At 63.9% G+C, this 22,067-nt stretch carries 22 protein-coding genes; 15 read left to right on the top strand and 7 right to left on the bottom strand.

Going from position 1 to position 22,067, the window contains the following annotated elements:
- Position 1: 1 nt before the first annotated feature.
- Both ABOC32_RS26565 and ydcS read right to left on the bottom strand, forming a co-directional pair.
- Positions 2-1,033, bottom strand: coding sequence for an ABC transporter ATP-binding protein (locus ABOC32_RS26565; protein ID WP_426809466.1), 1,032 nt, complete (start codon positions 1,031-1,033; stop codon positions 2-4).
- A gap of 146 nt (positions 1,034-1,179) precedes the next feature.
- The gene (ydcS, locus tag ABOC32_RS26560; protein WP_426809465.1) at positions 1,180-2,331 is read right to left on the bottom strand and encodes a putative ABC transporter substrate-binding protein YdcS; all 1,152 of its coding nucleotides are present in this window, start codon (positions 2,329-2,331) and stop codon (positions 1,180-1,182) included.
- 216 nt (positions 2,332-2,547) lie between these two features.
- Between ydcS and ABOC32_RS26555 the strand changes: the two genes are divergently transcribed.
- The 15 genes from ABOC32_RS26555 to ABOC32_RS26485 all read left to right on the top strand — a co-directional run bounded on the left by ABOC32_RS26555 (position 2,548) and on the right by ABOC32_RS26485 (position 19,097).
- Positions 2,548-3,231 (top strand): tellurite resistance TerB family protein, encoded by a 684-nt coding sequence (locus tag ABOC32_RS26555; protein ID WP_426809464.1) that lies wholly within the window; start codon positions 2,548-2,550, stop codon positions 3,229-3,231.
- A 393-nt stretch (positions 3,232-3,624) separates the two neighbouring features.
- A complete protein-coding gene (locus ABOC32_RS26550) occupies positions 3,625-5,247 on the top strand; it encodes a methyl-accepting chemotaxis protein (protein WP_426809463.1) in 1,623 nt (540 codons plus the stop codon).
- A gap of 5 nt (positions 5,248-5,252) precedes the next feature.
- On the top strand, positions 5,253-5,759 hold the full coding sequence (locus ABOC32_RS26545) for a chemotaxis protein CheW (protein WP_426809462.1): 507 nt from the start codon (positions 5,253-5,255) through the stop codon (positions 5,757-5,759).
- Positions 5,756-7,030: a CheR family methyltransferase gene (locus tag ABOC32_RS26540; protein ID WP_426809461.1), complete on the top strand. Its 1,275-nt coding sequence runs from the start codon at positions 5,756-5,758 to the stop codon at positions 7,028-7,030. The genes ABOC32_RS26545 and ABOC32_RS26540 overlap by 4 nt, the downstream gene beginning before the upstream one ends.
- Entirely contained in the window at positions 7,027-7,692 is a 666-nt protein-coding gene (locus ABOC32_RS26535; protein ID WP_426809460.1) for a chemotaxis protein CheW, read from the top strand. Before ABOC32_RS26540 ends, ABOC32_RS26535 begins: the two co-directional genes overlap by 4 nt.
- Positions 7,689-9,986: a hybrid sensor histidine kinase/response regulator gene (locus ABOC32_RS26530; protein WP_426809459.1), complete on the top strand. Its 2,298-nt coding sequence runs from the start codon at positions 7,689-7,691 to the stop codon at positions 9,984-9,986. The genes ABOC32_RS26535 and ABOC32_RS26530 overlap by 4 nt, the downstream gene beginning before the upstream one ends.
- Positions 9,983-10,996, top strand: coding sequence for a Wsp signal transduction system protein-glutamate methylesterase WspF (gene wspF / locus ABOC32_RS26525; RefSeq protein ID WP_426809458.1), 1,014 nt, complete (start codon positions 9,983-9,985; stop codon positions 10,994-10,996). Before ABOC32_RS26530 ends, wspF begins: the two co-directional genes overlap by 4 nt.
- Before the next feature lie 51 nt (positions 10,997-11,047).
- Complete coding sequence (gene wspR, locus ABOC32_RS26520; protein WP_049274413.1) at positions 11,048-12,052, top strand: Wsp signal transduction system regulator diguanylate cyclase WspR; 1,005 nt, start codon at positions 11,048-11,050, stop codon at positions 12,050-12,052.
- A 219-nt stretch (positions 12,053-12,271) separates the two neighbouring features.
- Positions 12,272-13,367, top strand: a protein-coding gene (prfB, locus tag ABOC32_RS26515) for a peptide chain release factor 2 (RefSeq protein ID WP_426809457.1) whose coding sequence is annotated in 2 segments (ribosomal slippage) — positions 12,272-12,343 and positions 12,345-13,367 — 1,095 coding nt in all. Because the reading frame shifts where the segments join, the coding sequence is not laid out codon by codon here.
- Positions 13,368-13,460: 93 nt separating this feature from the next.
- The gene (lysS, locus tag ABOC32_RS26510; RefSeq protein ID WP_043203421.1) at positions 13,461-14,963 is read left to right on the top strand and encodes a lysine--tRNA ligase; all 1,503 of its coding nucleotides are present in this window, start codon (positions 13,461-13,463) and stop codon (positions 14,961-14,963) included.
- Positions 14,964-15,168: 205 nt separating this feature from the next.
- Complete coding sequence (locus tag ABOC32_RS26505; RefSeq protein WP_041167855.1) at positions 15,169-15,873, top strand: TetR/AcrR family transcriptional regulator; 705 nt, start codon at positions 15,169-15,171, stop codon at positions 15,871-15,873.
- 29 nt (positions 15,874-15,902) lie between these two features.
- Positions 15,903-16,451 carry a hypothetical protein gene (locus tag ABOC32_RS26500; protein ID WP_426809456.1) on the top strand — a complete coding sequence of 183 codons (549 nt, stop codon included), beginning with the start codon at positions 15,903-15,905 and terminating at the stop codon, positions 16,449-16,451.
- 150 nt (positions 16,452-16,601) lie between these two features.
- Positions 16,602-17,879 (top strand): flavohemoglobin expression-modulating QEGLA motif protein, encoded by a 1,278-nt coding sequence (locus ABOC32_RS26495; RefSeq protein ID WP_043203424.1) that lies wholly within the window; start codon positions 16,602-16,604, stop codon positions 17,877-17,879.
- Positions 17,851-18,774, top strand: a complete 924-nt coding sequence (locus ABOC32_RS26490) for an alpha/beta hydrolase (protein WP_426809455.1) — start codon at positions 17,851-17,853, stop codon at positions 18,772-18,774. Before ABOC32_RS26495 ends, ABOC32_RS26490 begins: the two co-directional genes overlap by 29 nt.
- Entirely contained in the window at positions 18,771-19,097 is a 327-nt protein-coding gene (locus ABOC32_RS26485; RefSeq protein WP_016501197.1) for a hypothetical protein, read from the top strand. Before ABOC32_RS26490 ends, ABOC32_RS26485 begins: the two co-directional genes overlap by 4 nt.
- Positions 19,098-19,241: 144 nt before the next feature.
- On the opposite strand, the gene ABOC32_RS26480 is transcribed toward ABOC32_RS26485, so the two are convergent.
- The 5 genes from ABOC32_RS26480 to ABOC32_RS26460 all read right to left on the bottom strand — a co-directional run bounded on the left by ABOC32_RS26480 (position 19,242) and on the right by ABOC32_RS26460 (position 21,805).
- A complete protein-coding gene (locus tag ABOC32_RS26480; RefSeq protein WP_426809454.1) occupies positions 19,242-19,559 on the bottom strand; it encodes a type II toxin-antitoxin system RelE family toxin in 318 nt (105 codons plus the stop codon).
- Entirely contained in the window at positions 19,513-19,797 is a 285-nt protein-coding gene (locus tag ABOC32_RS26475) for a type II toxin-antitoxin system Phd/YefM family antitoxin (protein WP_258655496.1), read from the bottom strand. The genes ABOC32_RS26480 and ABOC32_RS26475 overlap by 47 nt, the downstream gene beginning before the upstream one ends.
- A 134-nt stretch (positions 19,798-19,931) precedes the next feature.
- Positions 19,932-20,723 (bottom strand): OmpA family protein, encoded by a 792-nt coding sequence (locus ABOC32_RS26470; RefSeq protein WP_426809453.1) that lies wholly within the window; start codon positions 20,721-20,723, stop codon positions 19,932-19,934.
- Between the two features lie 50 nt (positions 20,724-20,773).
- The gene (locus tag ABOC32_RS26465; RefSeq protein WP_014592166.1) at positions 20,774-21,187 is read right to left on the bottom strand and encodes a DUF4398 domain-containing protein; all 414 of its coding nucleotides are present in this window, start codon (positions 21,185-21,187) and stop codon (positions 20,774-20,776) included.
- Positions 21,188-21,460: 273 nt separating this feature from the next.
- A complete protein-coding gene (locus ABOC32_RS26460; protein WP_086978801.1) occupies positions 21,461-21,805 on the bottom strand; it encodes a pilin assembly protein in 345 nt (114 codons plus the stop codon).
- Positions 21,806-22,067: the final 262 nt, after the last annotated feature.

The following is a 22,067-nucleotide window of genomic DNA, read 5'->3' as shown; positions in this document are numbered from 1 at the left end:
GTCAGCGGGCCTCGGTTTCCTGCAGCACCGTCATGGCCTCGCGAGGCCAGTGTGCCAGCACCCGTTGCCCAGGCTGCCAGGCCTGGGCCTGCGCTTGCCATCGGTCGTTGGCCTGGCTTACCGCCAATAGCTGGCCGCTGTCCAGTTGCAGCTCGAAGCGGGTGGCGCTGCCCTGGTACTGGACATCGCGCAACAAGCCGCTGACCTGCACTTCATGGCTGGTCACCACGGGCTCGCCCAGGCGGATGTGCTCGGGGCGGATGGAGAAGGGCGCCGGGGTGCCGTTGAGCTGTATGGCCAGCTCGCCACGCACCACGTTGGAGGTGCCGACGAATTCGGCGACGAAGGTGGTAGCGGGCTTCATGTACAGGTTGCGCGGCGTGTCGACCTGTTCGATACGGCCGCGGTTGAACACCGCGACCCGGTCGGACATCGACAGGGCCTCGGTCTGGTCGTGGGTGACGAAGATGAAGGTGATGCCCAACTGGCGCTGCAGCTTTTTCAGCTCACCCTGCATCTGTTCGCGCAACTTCAGGTCCAGCGCCCCCAGGGGTTCATCCAGCAGCAATACCCGTGGCCGGTTGACCAAGGCACGGGCCAGGGCCACGCGCTGGCGCTGGCCGCCGGACAACTGCGCCGGCTTGCGCGCGCCGTAGCCGGCCAAGGCCACCATGGCCAGGGCCTCTTCGGCGCGGCTGTGGCGCTCGGCCTTGGCCACACCTTTCACTTTCAGGCCATAGGCGATGTTGTCCAGCACGTTCATGTGCGGGAACAGCGCGTAGTCCTGGAACACGGTGTTGACGTCGCGCTGGTAGGGCGGCACGCCAGCGGCCTCGACGCCGTGAATGCGGATCGAACCACTGGTGGGTTGTTCGAAGCCGGCGATCAGGCGCAGGCAGGTGGTCTTGCCCGAGCCGGAAGGGCCGAGCATGGAGAAGAACTCGCCATCGATGATGTCGATGCTGACCTGGTCGACAGCCTTGACCTCGCCGAAGGTGCGGGAAACCTGGGTGAACTGGACGGCTAGGGGCATGCGGGGGCTCCGGACATCAATGTTTCTCCTGTGCCGGCCTCTTCGCGGGTGAACCCGCTCCCACAGGTAGAGCGCAAACCTGTGGGAGCGGGTTCATCGAGACGTCGAACCGCCGCGAAGAGGCCGGCACAGGCATTCAGGCAACCTCAGCGCCCACCCATGATCGCAATGTAGTCCTGGGTCCAGCGGCTATACGGCACGAACTTGCCCCCCTGGGCCTGCGGGGTTTTCCAGAAGGCGATCTTGTCGAAGTTGTCGAACCCGTTGGTCTTGCAACCCTCGGCGCCCAGCAGCTCGCTGCCGGTGCACGCCGCCGGCACCGCTGGCAACGAGCCGAACCAGGCCGCCACGTCACCCTGCACCTTCGGCTGCAATGACCAGTCCATCCACTTGTAGGCGCAGTTGGGGTGCTTGGCCTCGCTGTGCAGCATGGTGGTGTCGGCCCAGCCGGTCGCGCCTTCCTTGGGAATGGTCGAGGCCACCGGCTGGTTCTCGGCCTTCAGGCCATTGACCATGTAGCCCCAGGAACTGGAGGCAACCACGCCTTCGTTCTTCACATCGCTCATCTGCACCGTGGCGTCATGCCAGTAACGGTGGATCAGCGGTTGCTGCTGGCGCAGCAGTTCCAGCACGGCCTTGTACTGTTCCTCGTTCAGCTCGTAGGGGTCCTTGATGCCCAGTTCAGGCTTGGCCGACTTCAGGTACAGCGCCGCGTCGGCGATGTAGATCGGCCCGTCGTAGGCCTGCACGCGGCCTTTGTTCGGCTTGCCGTCGGGCAGGTTCTGCGGCTCGAACACCACCCCCCAGCTGGTAGGGGCCTGCTTGAAAGTGTTGGTGTTGTACAGCAGCACGTTCGGCCCCCACTGGTACGGGGTGCCGTATACCTGCTTGTCGACCACGTACCAGCCACCGTTTTGCAGGCGCGGGTCGATGTTCTTCCAGTTGGGGATCAGGGCGGTGTTGATCGGCTGCACGCGTTTGCCCACGATCAGCCGCAGCGAGGCATCGCCCGAGGCGGTGACCAGGTCATAACCGCCCTTGGTCATCAGGCTGACCATCTCGTCCGAGGTGGCGGCTGTCTTCACACTGACCTTGCAGCCGGTTTCTTTCTCGAAGCCGGTCACCCAGTCGTAGGCCTTGTCGCTTTCACCGCGCTCGATGTAGCCGGGCCAGGCGACGATATCCAGGCGCCCCTCGCCAGGCCCCAGGGCCTTGGGCGGTTCGGCAGCCTGCAGGCTGGCGCTGGCCAGCACGGCGCCCGTCATGGCGCCGAGCAATGCGGTCTTGTGCACTGACATGGTGTTCCCTCTTTTTGGCGATCTTGTTCGGGGCAGTCATCAAGCAAGCCGTGAAGCGATTGTTATAAGCGTAGTGCGGTCGCGCGAGGTATTGGCGATATCGAGTCTAGTTGGCTTTTTGCCAGCCAATGCAACATCCGGAAGCAAATCCACGATGGCGTGCGTTCTGCCAAGCCTTACTCTGGCGGTTGAATTCTCTTGCGTGGAGACACACGAATGAACACCCGCGGCTTGCTTGACCAACTGCTCAAATCCGGCCAGCAGATGCTTGAAAAACAAGGCGGCGCCAAAAAGTCCGGCAGCGCTGCCGGTGGGCTTGGCGGGCTGTTGTCCGGTGCCGGTGGCGGCCTGTTGGGTGGCGGCGCGCTAGGCCTGCTGCTCGGTAGCAAGAAAGCCCGCAAGTACGGCGGCAAAGCCCTGACCTACGGCGGCCTGGCCGCGCTGGGTGTGCTGGCCTATAAAGCCTACGGCAACTGGCAGGCCAACCAGCAGGGGGCTGCAGCCGAACCACAAACCGTCGACCGCCTGCCGCCCGCCCAGGCTGAGCAGCACAGCCAGGCAGTGCTGCGGGCGCTGGTGGCGGCGGCCAAGTCCGATGGCCATATCGACGAGCGCGAGCGGGCGCTGATCGAGGGCGAGTTCACCCGCCAGGACAGCGACCGTGAACTGCAGCACTGGCTGCATGCCGAACTGAACAAACCGCTGGACCCGGCCGAAGTGGCCCGTGCCGCGCAAACGCCAGAAATGGCCGCCGAGATGTACCTGGCCAGCGTGATGATGGTCGACCAGGAAAACTTCATGGAGCGTGCCTACCTGGACGAACTGGCCCGCCAACTGCGCCTGGACCCGGGCTTGCGCCGGGAGCTGGAGGTACAGGTTGGAGAAGCGGTAGCGCGGTAGCAGCGTTCGCCACAACATTTTCTGTGCCTGCCAGACCGCGCGCCGCCCGCGCGGCGCATCGCGAGCTGCGCTCGCTCCTACGTTTGTTTCGGGCCAGTCAAGCCTGTGACAGGCGCGCGCGACCGCCTTGTTGGTACGACTCGATGTCGAGCGCTGCGCCAAAGCGTTCGCGCACAAATCCCACAGGAAAAATTGGCCCGAAACAAACGTAGGAGCGAGCGCAGCTCGCGATGCGCCGCGCGGGCGGCGCTCGGTCTGGCAGGCGCACAAGATGTCATGGCAAGCACATGAGTGCATTTCCCCCATCGCCGTATTTCGCCCGCAAATCTGTAAGGCCTCTGGGCTATACTTCAGCGATTTTTCCCGCTCGTTGTGAATTCCTGAGGGCTGAATGTGAAAAACTGGACCTTGCGCCAACGGATCCTGGCAAGTTTCGCCGTGATCATCGCCATCATGCTGCTGATGATCGTGGCCGCCTACTCGCGGTTGGTGACCATCGAAACCGCCGAAGAGGCGGTAGGGACAGACAGCATTCCCGGGGTCTACTACAGCTCGATGATCCGCAGCGCCTGGGTTGACAGCTATGTCACCAGCCAGCAACTGGTGGGCCTGTCCAACCGCCGCGAAATCACCTCGGCCGACATGGAGCTGTTCAAAAGCTTCGAAGACAGGCTGAGGCAGCACATGGCCAGTTACCAGGCCACCATCCAGGACAAAGACGACCAGACCCGCTTCGACAACTTCGTGCAGCAGGAACAGGCCTACATGAAGATCGTCGGCCAGGTGCTGGACACTTACCGTCAGCATGACTACGCCGAAGCCGAACGGCTGATCATCGAGGTACTGACCCCGGCATGGGTTGACGGGCGCAAGCACCTGAACGAAGTCATCGAGAATAATCGGGCGTCGGCCGAGGCGGCCACCAGCGAAATTGTCAGCGCCGTGAGCACGGCCAAGGGCAGCATGGTGGTTTCACTGCTGCTGGCCATCGTCGCCGCCGGCATTTGCGGCCTGTTGCTGATGCGTGCCATCACCGCCCCCATGCAGCGCATCGTGCATGCCCTCGACAGGCTACGCTCCGGCGACCTGAGCATGCGCCTGAGCCTGGACCGCAAGGACGAGTTCGGCGCCATCGAAAGCGGCTTCAACGAAATGGCCGAGGCGCTGGCCAACCTGGTGGCCCAGGCCCAGCGTTCGTCGGTGCAGGTCACCACGTCGGTGACCGAAATCGCCGCCACGTCCAAGCAGCAGCAGGCCACCGCCACCGAAACCGCCGCCACCACCACGGAAATCGGCGCCACTTCGCGGGAAATTGCCGCCACCTCGCGCGACCTGGTGCGCACCATGACCGAAGTCACTTCCGCCGCTGATCAGGCTTCCAGCCTCGCCGGCTCTGGCCAGCAGGGGCTGGCGCGCATGGAAGAGACCATGCACCAGGTGATGGGCGCTGCCGACCTGGTCAACGCCAAGCTCGGCATCCTCAACGAAAAGGCCAGCAACATCACCCAGATGGTGGTGACCATCGTCAAGGTTGCCGACCAGACCAACCTGCTGTCGCTCAACGCCGCCATCGAAGCGGAAAAGGCCGGCGAGTACGGGCGTGGCTTTGCCGTGGTGGCCACCGAAGTGCGTCGCCTGGCCGACCAGACCGCCGTGGCCACCTACGACATCGAGCAGATGGTGCGCGAGATCCAGTCGGCGGTGTCGGCCGGGGTCATGGGCATGGACAAGTTTTCCGAAGAAGTGCGCCGTGGCATGTTCGAGGTGCAGCAGGTGGGCGAGCAGCTCAGCCAGATCATTCACCAGGTGCAGGCCTTGGCGCCGCGTGTGCTGATGGTCAACGAAGGCATGCAGGCCCAGGCCACCGGCGCCGAGCAGATCAACCAGGCGCTGGCCCAGCTCAGCGATGCCAGTACCCAGACCGTCGAGTCGCTGCGCCAGGCCAGTTTTGCCATCGATGAACTGAGCCAGGTGGCCGCCGGCCTGCGTGGCGGCGTGTCGCGCTTCAAAGTCTGACCGCGATGAACGACTTGCCACCGCGCGCAGCACCCGCGCACAACACCAAGGGCGCGTTGTACCTGCAGTTTCGCCTCAGGGAGCAGCGCTTTGCCCTGAGCGTGCACGAGGTGATCGAGGTGCTGCCGCGCCAGCCGCTCAAGCCGATTGCCCAGGCACCTGCCTGGGTTGCGGGCATCCTCGCCCACCGTGGCCAGCTGGTTCCGGTGATCGACCTTGCCGCGCTGAGTTTTGGCCAGCCGGCGGCGCACCGCACCAGTACCCGCCTGGTACTGGTGCATTACCGTGGCGGCTTGCAGCTTGGCCTGATCCTGGAGCAGGCCACCGAGACCCTGCGTTGCCACCCGGACGAGTTCCAGCCTTATGGCGTGGACAGCGGCGAAGCCCCGTACCTGGGCCCGGTGCGCCAGGATGAGCAGGGCCTGCTGCAGCGCATCGAAGTCAACGATCTGCTGCCTGATGCCGTGCACCACCTGCTGTACACGGACGAGCCGACAGGGATGCCGACATGAACGAACAGCGTTTCTTCCGCTTCTTGCGCGAGCGCATCGGCCTGGACGTGGAGTCGGTAGGTACGCCCATGGTCGAACGCGCGCTGCGTCAGCGTTGTGGGGCCGTGGGCGCCACCGACCTGGACGATTACTGGCTGCGCCTGCAGCAGTCGGCGGATGAGCAACAGGCGTTGATCGAGGCGGTGATCGTCCCGGAAACCTGGTTCTTCCGTTACCCGGAGTCTTTTACCGCCTTGGCCAGCCTGGCCCACAAGCGCCTGGCCGAACTGGCCGGGGCACGCCCACTGCGCCTGCTCAGCCTGCCATGCTCGACCGGCGAGGAACCCTATTCGCTGGCCATGGCCTTGCTCGACGCGGGCATTGCGCCTGGGGCGTTTCTGATCGATGGCATGGACATCAGCCCCAGTTCGGTAACCAAGGCCGGGCAGGCCGTGTATGGGCGCAATGCGTTTCGCGGCAGCGACCTGGGCTTTCGCGAGCGCTACTTCGATGCCCTCGAGGAAGGCCACCGCCTGCACGGTCGGGTGCAGCAGCAAGTCAGCCTGCAGGTGGGCAACGTGCTCGACCCCGCGCTGGCCAGCCGCGACGGCCTGTACGACTTCGTGTTCTGTCGCAACCTGTTGATCTATTTTGACGTGCCGACCCAGCAGCGTGTATTCGAGGTGCTCAAGCGCCTGCTGCATCCGCAGGGTGTGCTGTTCATCGGCCCGGCCGAAGGCAGCTTGCTGGCGCGGCTGGGCATGCGCCCGCTGGGGATCGCCCAGTCGTTCGCCTATGTGCGCCAGGAGGGTGGCAATGCCCCGCTGGCAGTGGCCCCTGTGCAACCCGCACGGCGCACCGTGCCGCCTCTGGCAACGGCGGGTTATCCGCCCCCCGCCGCGCCGCTGCCGCGCCCGCTGCGTGTACTGCCGATGGCGCCCAAGCCAGCGCCGGCCCGCGAGCATGCGCGCGAGGGTGCGAGCGAGCTGCTGGCCAGCATCGCCCGGCTTGCCAATGCCGGCGCCAGCGAGCAGGCGCGTGGCGAATGCCAGCGCTACCTGGGCCAGTTCGCGCCGTCGGCGCAGGTGTACTACTGGCTGGGGCTGCTCAGTGATACCGAAGGCGATGCGCAGCAGGCGCTGACCCATTATCGCAAAGCCCTGTACCTGGAGCCGCAGCACCCCGAGGCGCTGGTACACCTGGCGGCCCTGCTGGCGTCCCAGGGTGACCTGGCCGGCGCCCGGCGCTTGCAGGACCGCGCTGCCCGGGTTGGCAGGGAGCCTGAACGATGAAGGGTGAAACGGCGATGCAACTGCTGGCCGAGAATGACGCGCACATCGACGACTGCTGGAACCGCATTGGCGTGCACGGCGACAAGCAGTGCCCGCTGCTGGAGCGGCATGTCCACTGCCGAAACTGCGACGTGTATGCGGCTGCGGCCACCCGGCTGCTTGACCGCTACGCGCTGATGCAGGACCACCAGGCTGCGCCGGCGCAGCCGGTGGAGGAAAACACCGGCCGTTCCATGCTGCTGTTCCGCCTGGGCGAAGAGTGGCTGGCGCTGGCCACCGCCAGCCTGGCCGAGATCGCCCCGTTGCAGGCGGTGCATTCGCTGCCGCATCAGCGCTCGCGGCTGCTGCAGGGGGTTGCCAATGTGCGCGGTGCGTTGGTGCCGTGCCTGTCACTGGCTGACTTGCTGGGTGTGCAGGCCGACACCGCCGAGCAACGCAGCGGTCGGGCCATGCCACGCATGCTGATTCTGGCGGCAGAAGGTGGTCCGGTAGTGATGGCCGTTGAGGAAATCGACGGTATCCACCGGCTAGACCCGGCGCTGCTGGGCAGCGGCCAGGACGCCACACGCTTCACCGCCGCAGTCCTGCAGTGGCGCGGACGCAGCGTGCGCGTGCTGGACGATCAACACTTACTGTCTGCCGTGCAGCGGAGCCTGTCATGACCCCAGAGCAAATGCGCGACGCATCGTTGCTCGAACTGTTCAGCCTGGAGGCCGAGGCGCAGACCCAGGTTCTCAGCGCCGGCCTGATGGCGCTGGAGCGCAACCCTACCCAGGCTGACCAGCTCGAGGCCTGCATGCGCGCCGCCCACTCGCTGAAGGGCGCGGCGCGCATCGTTGGGGTGGATGCCGGCGTCAGCGTCGCCCACGTCATGGAAGACTGCCTGGTAGCGGCACAGGAGGGCCGCTTGCGCCTGAGTGCCGAGCACATCGACGCGCTGTTGCAAGGCACCGACCTGCTGATGCGTATCGCCACACCCGGCGACGTCGAGGCGCAGGCGATCCTGCCGGTATTTTTGGCGCAGATGGCCAGCCTGCTCGACCCAGGGGCTGTGGCCATGCCAGCCGTGCCGCCGCCAGTGCCCGTGCTGCCAGACCTGCCGCTGGCAAACTTGCCAGCCGAGCCTACGGCGTTGCCACTGGAAGCCTTGGAACCCGACCCCGAGCCGACCCCGCGCCGCAAGGCGGGCAAACGCGGCGGCGAAGGTGCCGAGCGGGTACTGCGGGTCACCGCCGACCGCCTCAACAGCCTGCTCGACCTGTCCAGCAAGTCGCTGGTGGAAACCCAGCGGCTCAAACCTTACCTGGCCACCTTGCAGCGCCTCAAGCGCATGCATGGCCAGGGCATGCAGGCGCTCGACGGCCTGCGCATGCAGTTGGAGGACAGTGGCCAGGGCAGCGAGGTGCTCGAAGCCCTGGCACAAACCCAGCGCCTGCTGGCCGAAACCCAGCAGATCTTGCAGCAGCAGGCCGCCGATCTGGACGAATTCGGCTGGCAGGCCAGCCAGCGTGCACAGTTGTTGTACGACACCGCCCTGGCCTGCCGGATGCGGCCGTTCGCCGATGTGCTGACCGGCCAGAGCCGTATGGTCCGAGACCTTGGCCGCTCGCTGGGCAAACCGGTACAGCTGTCGGTAGACGGGGAAAAGACCCAGGTCGACCGCGATGTGCTGGAAAAGCTCGAAGCACCGCTGACCCACCTGCTGCGCAACGCGGTCGACCACGGCATCGAGTTGCCGGAGCGTCGCCTGCTGGCGGGCAAGCCAGAGGAGGGCGTGATTCGCCTGCGCGCCTCGCACCAGGCCGGCATGCTCAGCCTGGAGCTGATCGACGATGGTGCCGGCATCGACCTGGAGCGCTTGCGCAGCAGCATCGTCGAGCGCGCCCTGTCGCCTGCCGACACGGTGGCGCGAATGAGTGATGCGGAACTGCTGACGTTCCTGTTCCTGCCTGGTTTCAGCCTCCGCGACAAGGTCACCGAGGTGTCCGGGCGCGGCGTGGGGCTGGATGCGGTGCAACACATGATCCGCGAGCTGCGCGGCTCCATCGAGCTGACCCAGGTGGCGGGGCAGGGATGTCGCTTCCACTTGCAGGTGCCATTGACCCTGTCGGTGGTGCGCAGCCTGGTGATCGAGGTGGGTGGCGAGGCCTATGCCTTCCCGCTTGCCCACATCGAACGCACGCTGGAGGTGACCACCGAGCAGATCGTGCAGATCGAAGGGCGTCAGCATTTCTGGCACGAAGGCCGGCTTATCGGCCTGGTGGCGGCCAGCCAGTTGTTGAACCGGCCGGCCGGCCAGGCGCAGGACGGCAGCCTGCGGGTGGTGGTGATCCGTGAACGCGAGCAACTGTACGGCGTGGCCGTGGAGCGGCTGATAGGTGAGCGGGTGCTGGTGGTGATGCCGCTCGACCCACGGCTGGGCAAGGTGCAGGACATTTCTTCCGGCGCCTTGCTCGATGACGGCTCGGTGGTGCTGATCGTCGATGTCGAAGACCTGCTGCGCTCGGTGGAGAAACTGCTCAGCACCGGCAGCCTGGAGCGCGTCGAGCGCGGCAGCAGCGGCGCCCGTGGCGTGGTGCGCAAGCGCATCCTGGTGGTCGACGATTCGCTGACCGTGCGCGAACTGCAACGCAAGCTGCTGGGCAACCGTGGCTACGACGTGGCGGTGGCGGTAGATGGCATGGACGGCTGGAACGCCCTGCGCAGCGAGGACTTCGACCTGCTGATCACGGACATCGACATGCCACGCATGGACGGCATCGAACTGGTCACCCTGGTGCGTCGCGACCAGCGCCTGCAATCGCTGCCGGTGATGGTGGTGTCCTACAAGGACCGTGAGGAAGACCGACGGCGTGGCCTGGATGCTGGCGCCGACTACTATTTGGCGAAAGCCAGTTTCCATGACGATGCGTTGCTGGAGGCTGTAGTCGAGCTGATCGGAGGTGCTCAAGGATGAAGATCGCCATCGTCAATGACATGCCCATGGCCGTCGAGGCGCTGCGTCGGGCGGTTGCCTTCGAGCCTGCACACCAGGTGGTCTGGGTGGCCAGCAATGGCGCCGAGGCAGTGCAGCGTTGCGCCGAGCAACTGCCGGACCTGATCCTGATGGACCTGATCATGCCGGTGATGGACGGCGTGGAGGCCACCCGGCGGATCATGGCCGAAACCCCGTGCGCCATCGTCATCGTCACGGTCGACCGCAAACAGAACGTGCACCGGGTGTTCGAAGCCATGGGCCATGGCGCCCTCGACGTGGTCGATACCCCGGCGCTGGGCGCTGGCGATGCCCGCGAAGCGGCGGCGCCACTGCTGCGCAAGATCCTCAATATCGGCTGGCTGGTCGGCCAGCACCGCACGCCAGCCGCAAGGCCGGTGGCCGCACCGTTGCGTGAGGCCTCGCAGCGTCGCGGGCTGGTGGCGATCGGCTCGTCGGCGGGTGGCCCGGCAGCCCTCGAAGTGCTGCTCAAGGGTTTGCCGGCAGCGTTTCCGGCGGCCATCGTGCTGGTCCAGCATGTGGACCAGGTGTTTGCCGCAGGCATGGCCGAGTGGCTCAGCAGCGCAGCCGGCCTGCCGGTGCGCCTGGCCCGTGAAGGCGAGCCACCGCAGCCGGGCCAGGTATTGCTGGCCGGCACCAACCACCACATTCGGCTGCTACAGAATGGCCAACTGGCCTACACTGCCGAACCTGTCAATGAAATCTACCGGCCCTCGATCGATGTGTTCTTCGAGAGCGTGGCACGTTACTGGAATGGCGATGCGGTGGGCGTGCTGCTCACCGGCATGGGGCGCGACGGCGCCCAGGGCCTGAAGCTGATGCGTCAGCAGGGCTTTCTGACCATTGCCCAGGACCAGGCCAGCAGCGCAGTGTACGGCATGCCCAAGGCCGCCGCGGCAATCGATGCCGCAGTGGAAATTCGCCCGCTGGAACGCATCGCCGGGCGCTTGATGGACTTTTTCGCAAAATGACGAAATGTATTGAATCACGCCGCCAGACCGGCAGTGTTCGGGTGAACAGGTATGAATGATTTACCGATCGAAGGTTTTGCCACCACCAACGAAAACTCGGCGATGGTGCTGCTGGTCGACGACCAGGCCATGATCGGCGAGGCGGTGCGGCGTGGTCTGGCCAATGAAGACAACATCGACTTCCACTTCTGTGCCGACCCGCACCAGGCGGTGGTCCAGGCCATGCGCATCAAGCCCACGGTCATCCTCCAGGACCTGATCATGCCCGGCCTGGACGGCTTGACCCTGGTGCGCGAATACCGCAACAACCCGGCCACCCAGGACATCCCGATCATTGTCCTGTCGACCAAGGAAGACCCACTGGTGAAGAGCGCGGCGTTTGCCGCCGGGGCCAACGACTACCTGGTCAAGCTGCCGGACACCATCGAGCTGGTAGCGCGCATTCGCTACCATTCGCGCTCCTACCTTACCCTGCTGCAACGCGATGAGGCCTACCGTGCCCTGCGCGTCAGCCAACAGCAGTTGCTCGACTCCAACCTGATGCTGCAGCGGCTGATGAACTCCGATGGCCTGACCGGGCTGTCCAACCGCCGCCACTTCGACGAGTACCTGGAGCTGGAATGGCGCCGCGCCATGCGTGAACAGCAGCAGTTGTCGTTGCTGATGATCGATGTGGACTATTTCAAGGCCTACAACGACAGCTTCGGCCACCTGGCCGGCGACGAGGCCTTGCGCCAGGTGGCCGAGGCGATCCGTGGCTCGTGCTCGCGGCCGACCGACCTGCCGGCCCGCTATGGCGGCGAAGAATTTGCCCTGGTGCTGCCCAATACCTCGCCAGGCGGGGCACGCCTGGTGGCTGAAAAGCTGCGCCAGACCGTTTTCGGCCTTGGCATCCCGCACAGCGCCCCGGTGGCCGACTCGCACCTGACCGTGAGCATCGGCCTGGCCACTCAGACCCCGGCCGTCGGCAGCCACTGCCGGCAGTTGATCTCGGCGGCGGACAAGGGTTTGTACCAGGCCAAGAACAGCGGGCGTAACCAGGTCGGCATCGCCTGATTTAGCGAGAACAGCGCGCATTCCGTGTGGGAGCGGGTTTACCCGCGAAGAATGCGACGCGGTGGATGGCACCGGCTTTGCCGGTGTTCGCGGGTGAACCCGCTCCCACAGGGTGTGTGCAGCATTCTGAATAAGCTACCGCCCGGCGGGTCTGCCGCCTGGCTACGGACTCGGTTATACTCGCGGGCTTTTCACCGAATTCGCACGAGTAGCCAGCCCATGGAAATCCAACCGATCCTGAACACCATCAAGGACCTCACCGAGCGTTCCCAGTCCATTCGGGGGTATCTTTGACTACGATCACAAGCATGACCGCCTGATCGAAGTCAACCGCGAGCTGGAAGACCCCAACGTCTGGAACAAGCCCGAGTACGCCCAGGCCCTGGGCCGTGAGCGTGCCATGCTGGCACAGGTCGTCGAGACCCTGGACAAGCTGTCCAACGGCCTGTCCGACTGCAAGGACCTGCTCGACATGGCCGTCGAGGAAGATGACGAAAGCGCTGTCGGCGACGTCGAGACCGAGCTGCAGGGCCTGGAAGAATCCCTGGCCCAGCTTGAGTTCCGTCGCATGTTCAGCGGCGAGATGGACATGAACAACGCCTACCTGGACATCCAGGCCGGCTCCGGCGGTACCGAGGCGCAGGACTGGGCCAACATCCTGCTGCGCATGTACCTGCGCTGGGCCGACAAGCGCGGTTTCGACGCCACCATCATCGAGCTTTCCGAGGGTGAAGTCGCCGGCATCAAGGGCGCCACCGTGCACATCAAGGGCGAATACGCCTTTGGCTGGCTGCGGACCGAAATCGGTGTACACCGCCTGGTGCGCAAGAGCCCGTTCGACTCCGGTGCTCGTCGCCACACCTCGTTCTCGGCGGTATTCGTGTCGCCTGAAATCGACGACAAGGTCGAGATCGACATCAACCCGTCCGACCTGCGCATCGACACCTACCGCTCCTCCGGTGCCGGTGGTCAGCACGTGAACACCACCGACTCGGCCGTACGTATCACCCACGTACCGACCAACACTGTGGTGGCCTGCCAGAACGAACGCTCCCAGCACGCCAACAAAGACACCGCCATGAAAATGCTGCGGGCCAAGTTGTACGAGCTGGAAATGCAGAAGCGCAACGCTGCTTCGCAGGCGTTGGAAGACAGCAAGTCGGACATCGGCTGGGGCCATCAGATCCGTTCCTACGTACTGGATGACTCGCGCATCAAAGACCTGCGCACAGGCGTAGAGCGCAGCGACTGCCAGAAAGTGCTGGACGGCGACCTCGACCAGTACCTGGAAGCAAGCCTCAAGCAAGGGCTGTAAGCCGCACTCCACTGCCGCGATACCTGGCTACCCGCCGGTATCGCGTGCCCTGCCCGAAAAGGGCAACGAATACCTGATGGAAAGAATGACGACATGAGCGACCTCAAGACCGAATCGCAAGACCTGCAACAGGAAGAAAATGCCCTGATCGCCCTGCGCAAGGAAAAACTTGCCGCCGAGCGCGCCAAAGGCAACGCCTTCCCCAACGACTTCCGTCGCGACAGCTACTGCAACGACCTGCAGAAACAGTACGCGGACAAGACCAAGGAAGAGCTGGAAGCAGCCGCGATTCCGGTCAAGGTTGCCGGCCGTATCATGCTCAACCGTGGCTCGTTCATGGTTATCCAGGACATGACCGGTCGCATCCAGGTCTACGTCAACCGCAAGACCCTGTCGGAAGAAACCCTGGCCGCAGTCAAGACCTGGGACCTGGGCGACATCATCAGCGCCGAAGGCACTCTGGCCCGCTCGGGCAAGGGCGACCTGTACGTCGAAATGACCAACGTGCGCCTGCTGACCAAGTCGCTGCGCCCGCTGCCGGACAAGCACCACGGCCTGACCGACACCGAACAGCGCTACCGCCAGCGTTACGTCGACCTGATGGTCAACGAAGAAACCCGCCACACCTTCCGTGTGCGCTCGCAGGTGATTTCGCACATTCGCAAGTTCCTCATCGAGCGTGACTTCCTCGAAGTCGAGACGCCGATGCTGCAGACCATCCCGGGCGGCGCGGCGGCCAAGCCGTTCGAAACCCACCACAACGCCCTGGACATGGCCATGTTCCTGCGTATCGCGCCGGAGCTGTACCTCAAGCGCCTGGTTGTGGGTGGTTTTGAAAAGGTGTTCGAGATCAACCGCAACTTCCGTAACGAAGGTGTCTCGACCCGTCACAACCCTGAATTCACCATGCTCGAGTTCTACCAGGCCTACGCCGACTACAACGACAACATGGACCTCACCGAAGAGCTGTTCCGCGAGCTGGCGCAGCTGGTGCTGGGCAGCACCGACGTGCCGTACGGCGACAAGGTGTTCCACTTCGGCGAGCCGTTCGTGCGCCTGTCGGTGTTCGACTCGATCCTCAAGTACAACCCGGAATTGACCGCTGCCGACCTGCAGGACGTCGACCGCGCCCGCGACATCGCCAAGAAGGCCGGTGCCAAGGTGCTGGGCCACGAAGGCCTGGGCAAGCTGCAGGTGATGATTTTTGAAGAGCTGGTCGAGCACAAGCTGGAGCAGCCGCACTTCATCACCGAGTACCCGTTCGAAGTGTCGCCGCTGGCCCGTCGCAACGACGACAACCCGGCCGTTACCGACCGCTTCGAGCTGTTCATCGGTGGCCGCGAAATCGCCAACGCCTACTCCGAGCTCAACGATGCCGAAGACCAGGCCGAGCGCTTCCTGGCCCAGGTGGCCGAGAAGGACGCCGGTGACGACGAAGCCATGCACTACGACGCCGACTTCGTGCGTGCGCTGGAGTACGGCATGCCGCCGACCGCCGGTGAAGGCATCGGCATCGACCGCCTGGTGATGTTGCTGACCAACTCGCCGTCGATCCGCGACGTGATCCTGTTCCCGCACATGCGTCCACAGGCCTGAGTGAATTGAACAAGCCGCCTTTCGAGGCGGCTTTTTCTTGCCTGAAGCTTTATGTTGTCTGTACTGGCCTCTTCGCGGGCTCGCCCGCTCCCACAGGTCTTGCACAGGTCCTGAATGTTGTGGGGGCCCTGTGGGAGCGGGCGTGCCCGCGAAGAGGCCGGCACTGATGAAACACTGCCCATGAGGTATCCCCGTGACACCTGTCATGCCTGACCAAGGCGCCGCCGGCATCGCTACCGCCGTCGCCGAAAACGTGCAATACCAAGGCCGCAAGACTGCCCGCCAAGGCAGCGAACAGCGCCGCCAGTTGATCCTCGACGCCGCCATGCGCATCGTCGTGCGCGATGGCGTGCGCGGTGTGCGCCACCGGGCAGTGGCCGCCGAGGCCGCTGTGCCGCTGTCGGCCACCACCTACTACTTCAAGGACATCGAGGACCTGCTCACCGACACCTTCGCCCAGTATGTCGAGCGCAGTGCCGCCTACATGGCCAAGCTGTGGGCCAACACCGAAGTGGTACTGCGCCAGTTGCTGGCCCAGGGTGACGGCAGCCCGGCGGCACGGGCGCGGCTGGCTGACGAAGTGGCGCGCATGACTGCCGACTATGTTCAGCGGCAACTGCTGAACCGCCGTGACTTCCTGATGGCCGAACAGGCCTTCCGCCAGGAGGCGCTGCTGTGCCCACGCCTGGCTGAGCTGGTGCGTGCCCACGAGCAGATCCTGCTGCACGGCACCCGGCAATTGCTGCAGGTGGTGGGGTCGCGACAACCCGAACAGGACGCCCAGATGTTGACGGCGATTATCGAGCAGATGGAATATCAGGGCCTGCTCAAGGATGCGAACGCGCAAGCCGATGGGCAGATGCTCGCTATGCTTACCCGATACCTGCAGCTGGTGCTGGCATCGGCCTGAGCCGAGACCGATTTTTCAAGGAGAACCTGATGAAAGCCTGGCGTGTGGTGTTGTTGACTCTGTCATTCCTGCTGCTGGGCGGTTGTCTGGTGACCTTCCATGAGCCCTTGCCCAGCAACCAGGCGGCGCCCAAGGCGCTGCTCGGCAAGTGGAGCAGCAAGGACGCCTGGGGCGAACCGTTGAAGCTGACCATCAGCCGCAGCGGCGGCGGTGCCTACAAGGCGGTGGCCACGGCCAAGGGCAAGGCCCCGGAGGAATACGTGTTCACCGTGTCGCGCCACGGCAACCGCTGGTACCTGTCGGCCGGCGTGCCCAAGCGCCTGGGGGGCAACTTCCTGATTGGCGGTTTCGACATCGTCGATGGCAAGGAACTGGTGGTCTACAACCTGGACGTCGAACAGGTGCAGCAGGCGGTGGACAAGAAGGAACTGATGGGGCGCAGCACCGAGGTGCCGGAAGACAATGGTGAAGGCGTGCTGATCGACAGCCCGTCGGCGCGGGTGCTGGCGTACCTGGACGACCCGGCCAACTCCGACCTGTTCGTCGAGGTGGCGCGGTTCCAGCGTTCGGGCAAATGACCGTGTTGGCTTCTTCGCGGCTAAAGCCGCTCCCACAGGTACTGCATCAGGCTTGAGACCAGTGCGGTCCCTGTGGGAGCGGCTTTAGCCGCGAAGAGGCCGGCACAGGCAACACAAGGCTTGGCCCTTTGTTTCAATAAGGAGTCCCCGGTGGACGAATACCAGCAAACCATCCGCGCCCTGTCCGACCGCATCGTCGCGGCACAGACCCCGATCCGGGTGCTGGACGCGGTGAAATGGGACGACAACATCCGTCAGGGCTTCCTCAAGGCCAAGGGCAAGGAGCCGCCGGCCGTCGACCGTGCCTATTACCAGTCGCGCCCGCTGTCGTTCGACTCCGGCGCGGTGAAGGCCGAGTTCCAGGGCATCGAACGTGACATCATCCGCCAGCTGGGCCAGTTCAACCCGGTCGGGCAGATCATGAAGCGCATGTGCCGCGAATACCGCATGGTGGTGCGCATGCTCGAAGCGCGCGGTACCGAGGACTTCGGCCTGATTTCCCAGGAGCTGTATGGCGCTGCCTCCGATGCCTTCCATGCCGGTGACCCGACCCTGGCCGACCTCGGCCTGATGCTGTCGGATTACCTGAACAACATCGATGGCCGTGGCGACCTGAAGGACGAGCCGAAGAACCTCACCGCCAAGGAAGCCGTGGAGATCCTCCAGCGCCGGCTGAACAAGGTGTTTGGCGAAGCCGAGGAAACCATCCGCGTGTTCGAGTCCGACGGTATCGTCGCCGATGCCGCGGCCGGTGCCGACTACATCAAGGTGCGCGCCGATGCCATGTTCAACGCCCGCGACGTGCGCGCCCTGGAAGTGCACGAAGGGCTGGTGCACGTGGGCACCACGCTCAATGGCCTGAACCAGCCGATCTGTACCTTTCTGGCCAAGGGCCCGCCCTCGTCGACGGTGACCCAGGAAGGCCTGGCCATCCTCATGGAGGTGATTGCCTTCGCGTCCTACCCCAGCCGCCTGCGCAAGCTCACCAACCGCACCCGGGCCATCCACATGGTCGAGGAGGGCGCCGATTTCCTTCAGGTGTTCAACTTCTTCCGCGAGCAAGGCTTCGAGATGGCGCAGAGCTACAGCAACGCCAGCCGGGTGTTCCGCGGTTCGGTGCCCAATGGCCTGCCATTCACCAAGGACTTGTCCTACCTCAAGGGCTTCATCATGGTTTACAACTACATTCAGTTGGCCGTGAAGAAGGGCAAGCTCGAACAGATCCCGTTGCTGTTCTGTGGCAAGACCACCCTGGAAGACATGCGTACCTTGCGCCAGCTGGTGGAGGAGGGCCTGGTCGCGCCGCCCAAGTACCTGCCCGAGCAGTTCCGTGACCTTAACGCGCTGTCGGCCTGGATGTGCTTCTCCAACTTCCTCAACCACCTGAGCCTGGACCGTATTGAAGCCGACTACGCGAACATTCTCTGAGTGCTGCCGCCTGCTGGCCCTGGGCTTGGTCCTGCTGGGCCTTGGCGGCTGCAGCAGCCTGCTGTTCTACCCCGAGCGTGGTCAGGCCTTTACGCCTGAGCGGGCCAAGCTCGACTACCGCGATGTCACCCTTGTCACGTCGGACGGGCTGCGCCTGCACGGCTGGTGGTTGCCGGCCAAGGCCGGGGTCGAGGTCAAAGGTACGGTACTGCACTTGCACGGCAACGGCGGCAACCTGCCGGGGCACCTGGGTGGCAGCTACTGGCTGCCGGAGCAGGGTTACCAAGTGCTGATGATCGATTACCGCGGTTATGGCCTGTCCCAGGGGACGCCAAGCCTGCCGGAAGTGTACGAAGATATCGCCGCCGCCATGGCCTGGCTGGACCAGGCGCCGGAGGTCAAGGGCAAGCCCTTGGTGCTGCTGGGGCAAAGCCTTGGCGGTGCCATGGCCATCCACTACCTGGCGGCCCACCCCGAGCAGCGTCAGCGCTTCAGTGCCCTGGTGTTCGATGGCGTGCCAGCCAGTTACCGTTCCGTCGGGCGCTTTGCCCTTAGCACGTCGTGGATGACCTGGCCGTTGCAGGTACCGCTGTCGTGGCTGGTGCCGGACGGCGACAGCGCAATCCGTTCGATCGAGCAGCTGAGCAGCCCGCCCAAGCTGTTCTTCCACAGCATCGACGACAACCTGGTGCCGATGGACAACGGCATCCGCCTGTACCAGCACGCGCCACCGCCGCGGGTGCTGCAACTGACCCGCGGTGGCCACGTGCAGACCTTCGCCGACCCCACGTGGCGCCAGGTGATGCTGCGTTTCCTTGATGACCCCAGCCATTTCAACGGCCTGCGGCGGCTTGCCGAAGTGCCCAATTTCCCTGACGAGAAGAACAAGCAATGAGTGAAGAACGCAACGCCATCCCGCTGATCCTGACCGGCGTCGGCAGCATCATCGTGACGGTGGGGGCCTTGTGGTACTACGGTTACCTGCATTTCGCCAAACCCGAGGATGCCCTGTTGCTGCAGGATTTCACCATGCTCAAGACCATCCCGGGCGAGGACTACAAGGTGTCGCTGGACCCGGCGCCGCAAGTGGCCCAGTGCGTCGATGGCGTGCTGGTGTTGTTCGACACCGAGCAGAAAGGCCTGACCGGCGTGCTGGTGGATAACCGCAAGCGTGCGGTGCGCTGCATGGGCGAGGAAACCCCGCAGCAGGTGAAGTGAGCCAATCTTTTCAGCGCCTGTTCCGGCCCTTTCGCGGCTAAAGCCGCTCCCACAGGTACTGCGTAAAGCCCGAATTTGACGCGGTCCCTGTGGGAGCGGCTTTAGCCGCGAAGAGGCCCGGGCAGGTCATAAAAGACTGTCAGGTCATTTCAGGCGTGAACGGGCAGAGTCGTAAATATCGCTTCGCTCTCGCTTGCCTACCGCGATGACGATCACCACCACGCGCTGATCGAAAACCCGGTAAACCAACCGATAACCAGCCGACCGCAGCTTGATCTTGTAGCAGTCCGGCATGCCGGAAAGTTTGTCTTTCTCCACCCTGGGCTGAGCCAATCGCTCCTTCAGCTTTCTCGCGAACTGAACCTGCAATACGCCATCGAGCTTTTGAAATTCCTTCCTTGCCCGCACATCGAATTCAAGGTCGTAGCTTTTTGTTTCCTTCGGCTTCGGCGATGAGCTCATCGATATCCACTCTTACGGTAGGCCCACCGCGCCGCTGTCGGACAAGCTCAGCCAGTTGCATGTCGTCGATCAATTCCATCATCGCTTCATAGCGTTCTGGCGGAACCGCATAGAACGCCGGTTCGTTGCGATTGAGGATGACCACGGTTTCACCGGCAGCTTCGCGGATAGTGCCCATAGGGTCTTTCTTGAGGTCTGTGATGGATGCTGCCAGATCGGCAAGAACCGGATAGGTCATAGTTGTATCAACCGATGAGTATGATTGGCGTTGATGAAAGTGTAGTGCCTCAAAGAGTGCTTTTAAAGGTGCTTTTTTGATTGCGGCGCATGAAAAACCCCGCCATGAAGGCGGGGTTCCGGGTTCAGCCAGCCTTACTGCTGTGCTTGGCTCATTGCACGCGGTGCCACCGGCTGGTTGTCGTTGGAGATGGTCACCTCCACACGACGGTTTTGCGCACGGCCCGAGTTGCTGCCGTTGTCCGCTACCGGGTACTCCTTGCCATAGCCTTGGGAAACGATGCGCGCCGGGTCGACGCCGGCACGTACCAGTGCCATGCGTACGCTGTTGGCGCGGCGCTCGGACAGGGTCTGGTTGTAGTTGGCCGAGCCGACGCTGTCGGTGTAGCCCTCTACAATCACCTTGCGCTCCGGGTTTTCCTGAAGGAACTGGGCCAGCTTGGTGACGTTCGGGTAGGCGTTGCTCTTGAGTTCGGCCTTGTTGAAGTCGAACAGCACATCGCCAAAGGTCACCAGCGTACCGCGGTCGGTCTGCTTGGCGTTGAGGCTGTCCTGCAGCTTGGCGATCTGCGCGTCGCGGGCATCCAGCTTGGCCTGTGCGCGCTGGGCCGAGGCATTTTTCAGTTCGCCTTCGGCGGTGCGCAGGGCAATGGTCTGCTTGGCCACTTCAACACGCTGGTTGGTCAGGTAGGCCAGTTGGTCGACCTGCTTCTGGTCTTCACGGTCCATGAAGGCCTTGTCGGCTTTGTTCAGCCAGTCTTGGGCGTCCTTGGTCTCCAGCGCCGCGACCTTGCTCGATTGCGGGTCGCTCTGCAGCGAGGAGAAGTTGGTGCGGGCCGCTTCCAGGTTGGCGTTAGGGTCGTGCGAGCAGGCAGCAAGACCAACGCTGAGGGCCAGCAGGGCGGGAATCATGACGTAATTGCGCATAGTGTTCATCCTTTGATCGAGTGCGAAGGCTAAGGTTGGCGGGGCAGGGCTCACTGAGCGCTGCGCAGGCCTTCCTCACGTACGTCCTGGACGCCCTGACGGGCATCCTGCACGGCCTTCTGAGCCTTGGCTGCCTGGGCCTTGCGTTCGGCGAGGCGTGCGTCCCACTCGGCCTGCTGGGCCAGACGCTTGGCTTCGTCGTACTTCTTGTCATGCATGGCAATCTCGGCCTGCTTGAACTTGTCCTGTGCCGCTTTCATCTCAACGGCGGCAAACTCGGTACCGCCAGCGCTGACGGCAGAGTTCACGGCGGACTGGGTAACGGCATACTGCTCGGTAGGCGGGTTGCCCGCACAGCCGGCCAGGACCAGGCTACTGCCCAGGGCCAGCGCGGCCAGCTTGAACCCGCGCACATGAGTAGATGACAGTTTGCTAGTGCGGGTCTTCATGGTGGTCAGCTCCATTGGATCACTCCTGATTACGATGTCCGTAGCAGTCCATCGCTTATTCCCTGACAAAACCGCGCGCTTCAGCTGGACGGTGCACGAGGGCAGTGTGCAGGGTTTTAGCGTGATGGCTATTGGCTCCGACTCGACCGTTTTTGGAATGGTTCAGAAAAAAGTGCACTGAACGAGGAATTATTTCTGACTGATCGGTCAGCGCGATTTGCCTGGAACTTTCGCAGGCTGAGGTGGTATTCCGGGCCTGGGCGAGGCCCGGAACGGTGGGGCGGGTGGTTATCTTTCGCTGTCGTCGCCGGTGGTGCTCAAGCTGTGCAGGTGCTGTCGCGAGAGGGACAGAAAGCGCGGAGTAGAGCCGACATCCTCGTACAACGGGTCGCCTTCTTCATCGGTGGCGATGACCTGATGACCCTGCACATAGGGGAAGCTGGCTTCCAGTTCTTCGAGGGCGGCCGCCACCAGCTCGCCGAGCAGTTCCTCGGCGGTGCGTTTGGGGTACATGTCGATCAGCGCGGCCAGGCGCGCCTCGGACTCCAGGTCCAGATGCAAGACATGGCCCGTGCGGCTGAGGGTGCCGGCGGCATTCTGTTCCCAGTGCTGGGCGAGTTCACGGATTTTCATGATGACCTCTGTTAACGCCTGCTAAGGCTGCATTGCATGGGAGTGCTGTGCTTTCACTTTAGTTTGCTTTGGCTGATCACGGCTTGCCATTGGCGCTCGGCTGCGGGCACTCTTGAGCCATGTACCGCACGCCTCTGTGGGAGCGGGTTCACCCGCGAAGAAGCCAACGCGGTGTCGGGCACCGGCTGCGCCGGTGTTCGCGGGTAAACCCGCTCCTACAGGGGGAGTGTGAAGGCTGAAAGGGATGCAGTGCGCCAGAGCC

The organism is Pseudomonas sp. WOUb67 (assembly GCF_050058005.1).
In the GTDB taxonomy this organism is placed as follows: Bacteria; Pseudomonadota; Gammaproteobacteria; order Pseudomonadales; family Pseudomonadaceae; genus Aquipseudomonas; species Aquipseudomonas putida_R.
The sequence above is the reverse complement of the archived record's forward strand: the minus strand, read 5'-3'. Positions and strand labels throughout refer to the sequence as shown.

What these genes read in the sequence shown, in the direction of transcription:
- ABOC32_RS26565 (WP_426809466.1), bottom strand. Translation starts at nt 1,033, where the DNA reads ATGCCCCTAGCCGTCCAGTTCACCCAGGTTTCCCGCACCTTCGGCGAG.
- ydcS (WP_426809465.1), bottom strand. Translation starts at nt 2,331, where the DNA reads ATGTCAGTGCACAAGACCGCATTGCTCGGCGCCATGACGGGCGCCGTG.
- ABOC32_RS26555 (WP_426809464.1), top strand. Translation starts at nt 2,548, where the DNA reads ATGAACACCCGCGGCTTGCTTGACCAACTGCTCAAATCCGGCCAGCAG.
- ABOC32_RS26545 (WP_426809462.1), top strand. Translation starts at nt 5,253, where the DNA reads ATGAACGACTTGCCACCGCGCGCAGCACCCGCGCACAACACCAAGGGC.
- ABOC32_RS26540 (WP_426809461.1), top strand. Translation starts at nt 5,756, where the DNA reads ATGAACGAACAGCGTTTCTTCCGCTTCTTGCGCGAGCGCATCGGCCTG.
- ABOC32_RS26535 (WP_426809460.1), top strand. Translation starts at nt 7,027, where the DNA reads ATGAAGGGTGAAACGGCGATGCAACTGCTGGCCGAGAATGACGCGCAC.
- ABOC32_RS26530 (WP_426809459.1), top strand. Translation starts at nt 7,689, where the DNA reads ATGACCCCAGAGCAAATGCGCGACGCATCGTTGCTCGAACTGTTCAGC.
- wspF (WP_426809458.1), top strand. Translation starts at nt 9,983, where the DNA reads ATGAAGATCGCCATCGTCAATGACATGCCCATGGCCGTCGAGGCGCTG.
- wspR (WP_049274413.1), top strand. Translation starts at nt 11,048, where the DNA reads ATGAATGATTTACCGATCGAAGGTTTTGCCACCACCAACGAAAACTCG.
- lysS (WP_043203421.1), top strand. Translation starts at nt 13,461, where the DNA reads ATGAGCGACCTCAAGACCGAATCGCAAGACCTGCAACAGGAAGAAAAT.
- ABOC32_RS26505 (WP_041167855.1), top strand. Translation starts at nt 15,169, where the DNA reads ATGCCTGACCAAGGCGCCGCCGGCATCGCTACCGCCGTCGCCGAAAAC.
- ABOC32_RS26500 (WP_426809456.1), top strand. Translation starts at nt 15,903, where the DNA reads ATGAAAGCCTGGCGTGTGGTGTTGTTGACTCTGTCATTCCTGCTGCTG.
- ABOC32_RS26485 (WP_016501197.1), top strand. Translation starts at nt 18,771, where the DNA reads ATGAGTGAAGAACGCAACGCCATCCCGCTGATCCTGACCGGCGTCGGC.
- ABOC32_RS26480 (WP_426809454.1), bottom strand. Translation starts at nt 19,559, where the DNA reads ATGAGCTCATCGCCGAAGCCGAAGGAAACAAAAAGCTACGACCTTGAA.
- ABOC32_RS26475 (WP_258655496.1), bottom strand. Translation starts at nt 19,797, where the DNA reads ATGACCTATCCGGTTCTTGCCGATCTGGCAGCATCCATCACAGACCTC.
- ABOC32_RS26470 (WP_426809453.1), bottom strand. Translation starts at nt 20,723, where the DNA reads ATGCGCAATTACGTCATGATTCCCGCCCTGCTGGCCCTCAGCGTTGGT.
- ABOC32_RS26465 (WP_014592166.1), bottom strand. Translation starts at nt 21,187, where the DNA reads ATGGAGCTGACCACCATGAAGACCCGCACTAGCAAACTGTCATCTACT.
- ABOC32_RS26460 (WP_086978801.1), bottom strand. Translation starts at nt 21,805, where the DNA reads ATGAAAATCCGTGAACTCGCCCAGCACTGGGAACAGAATGCCGCCGGC.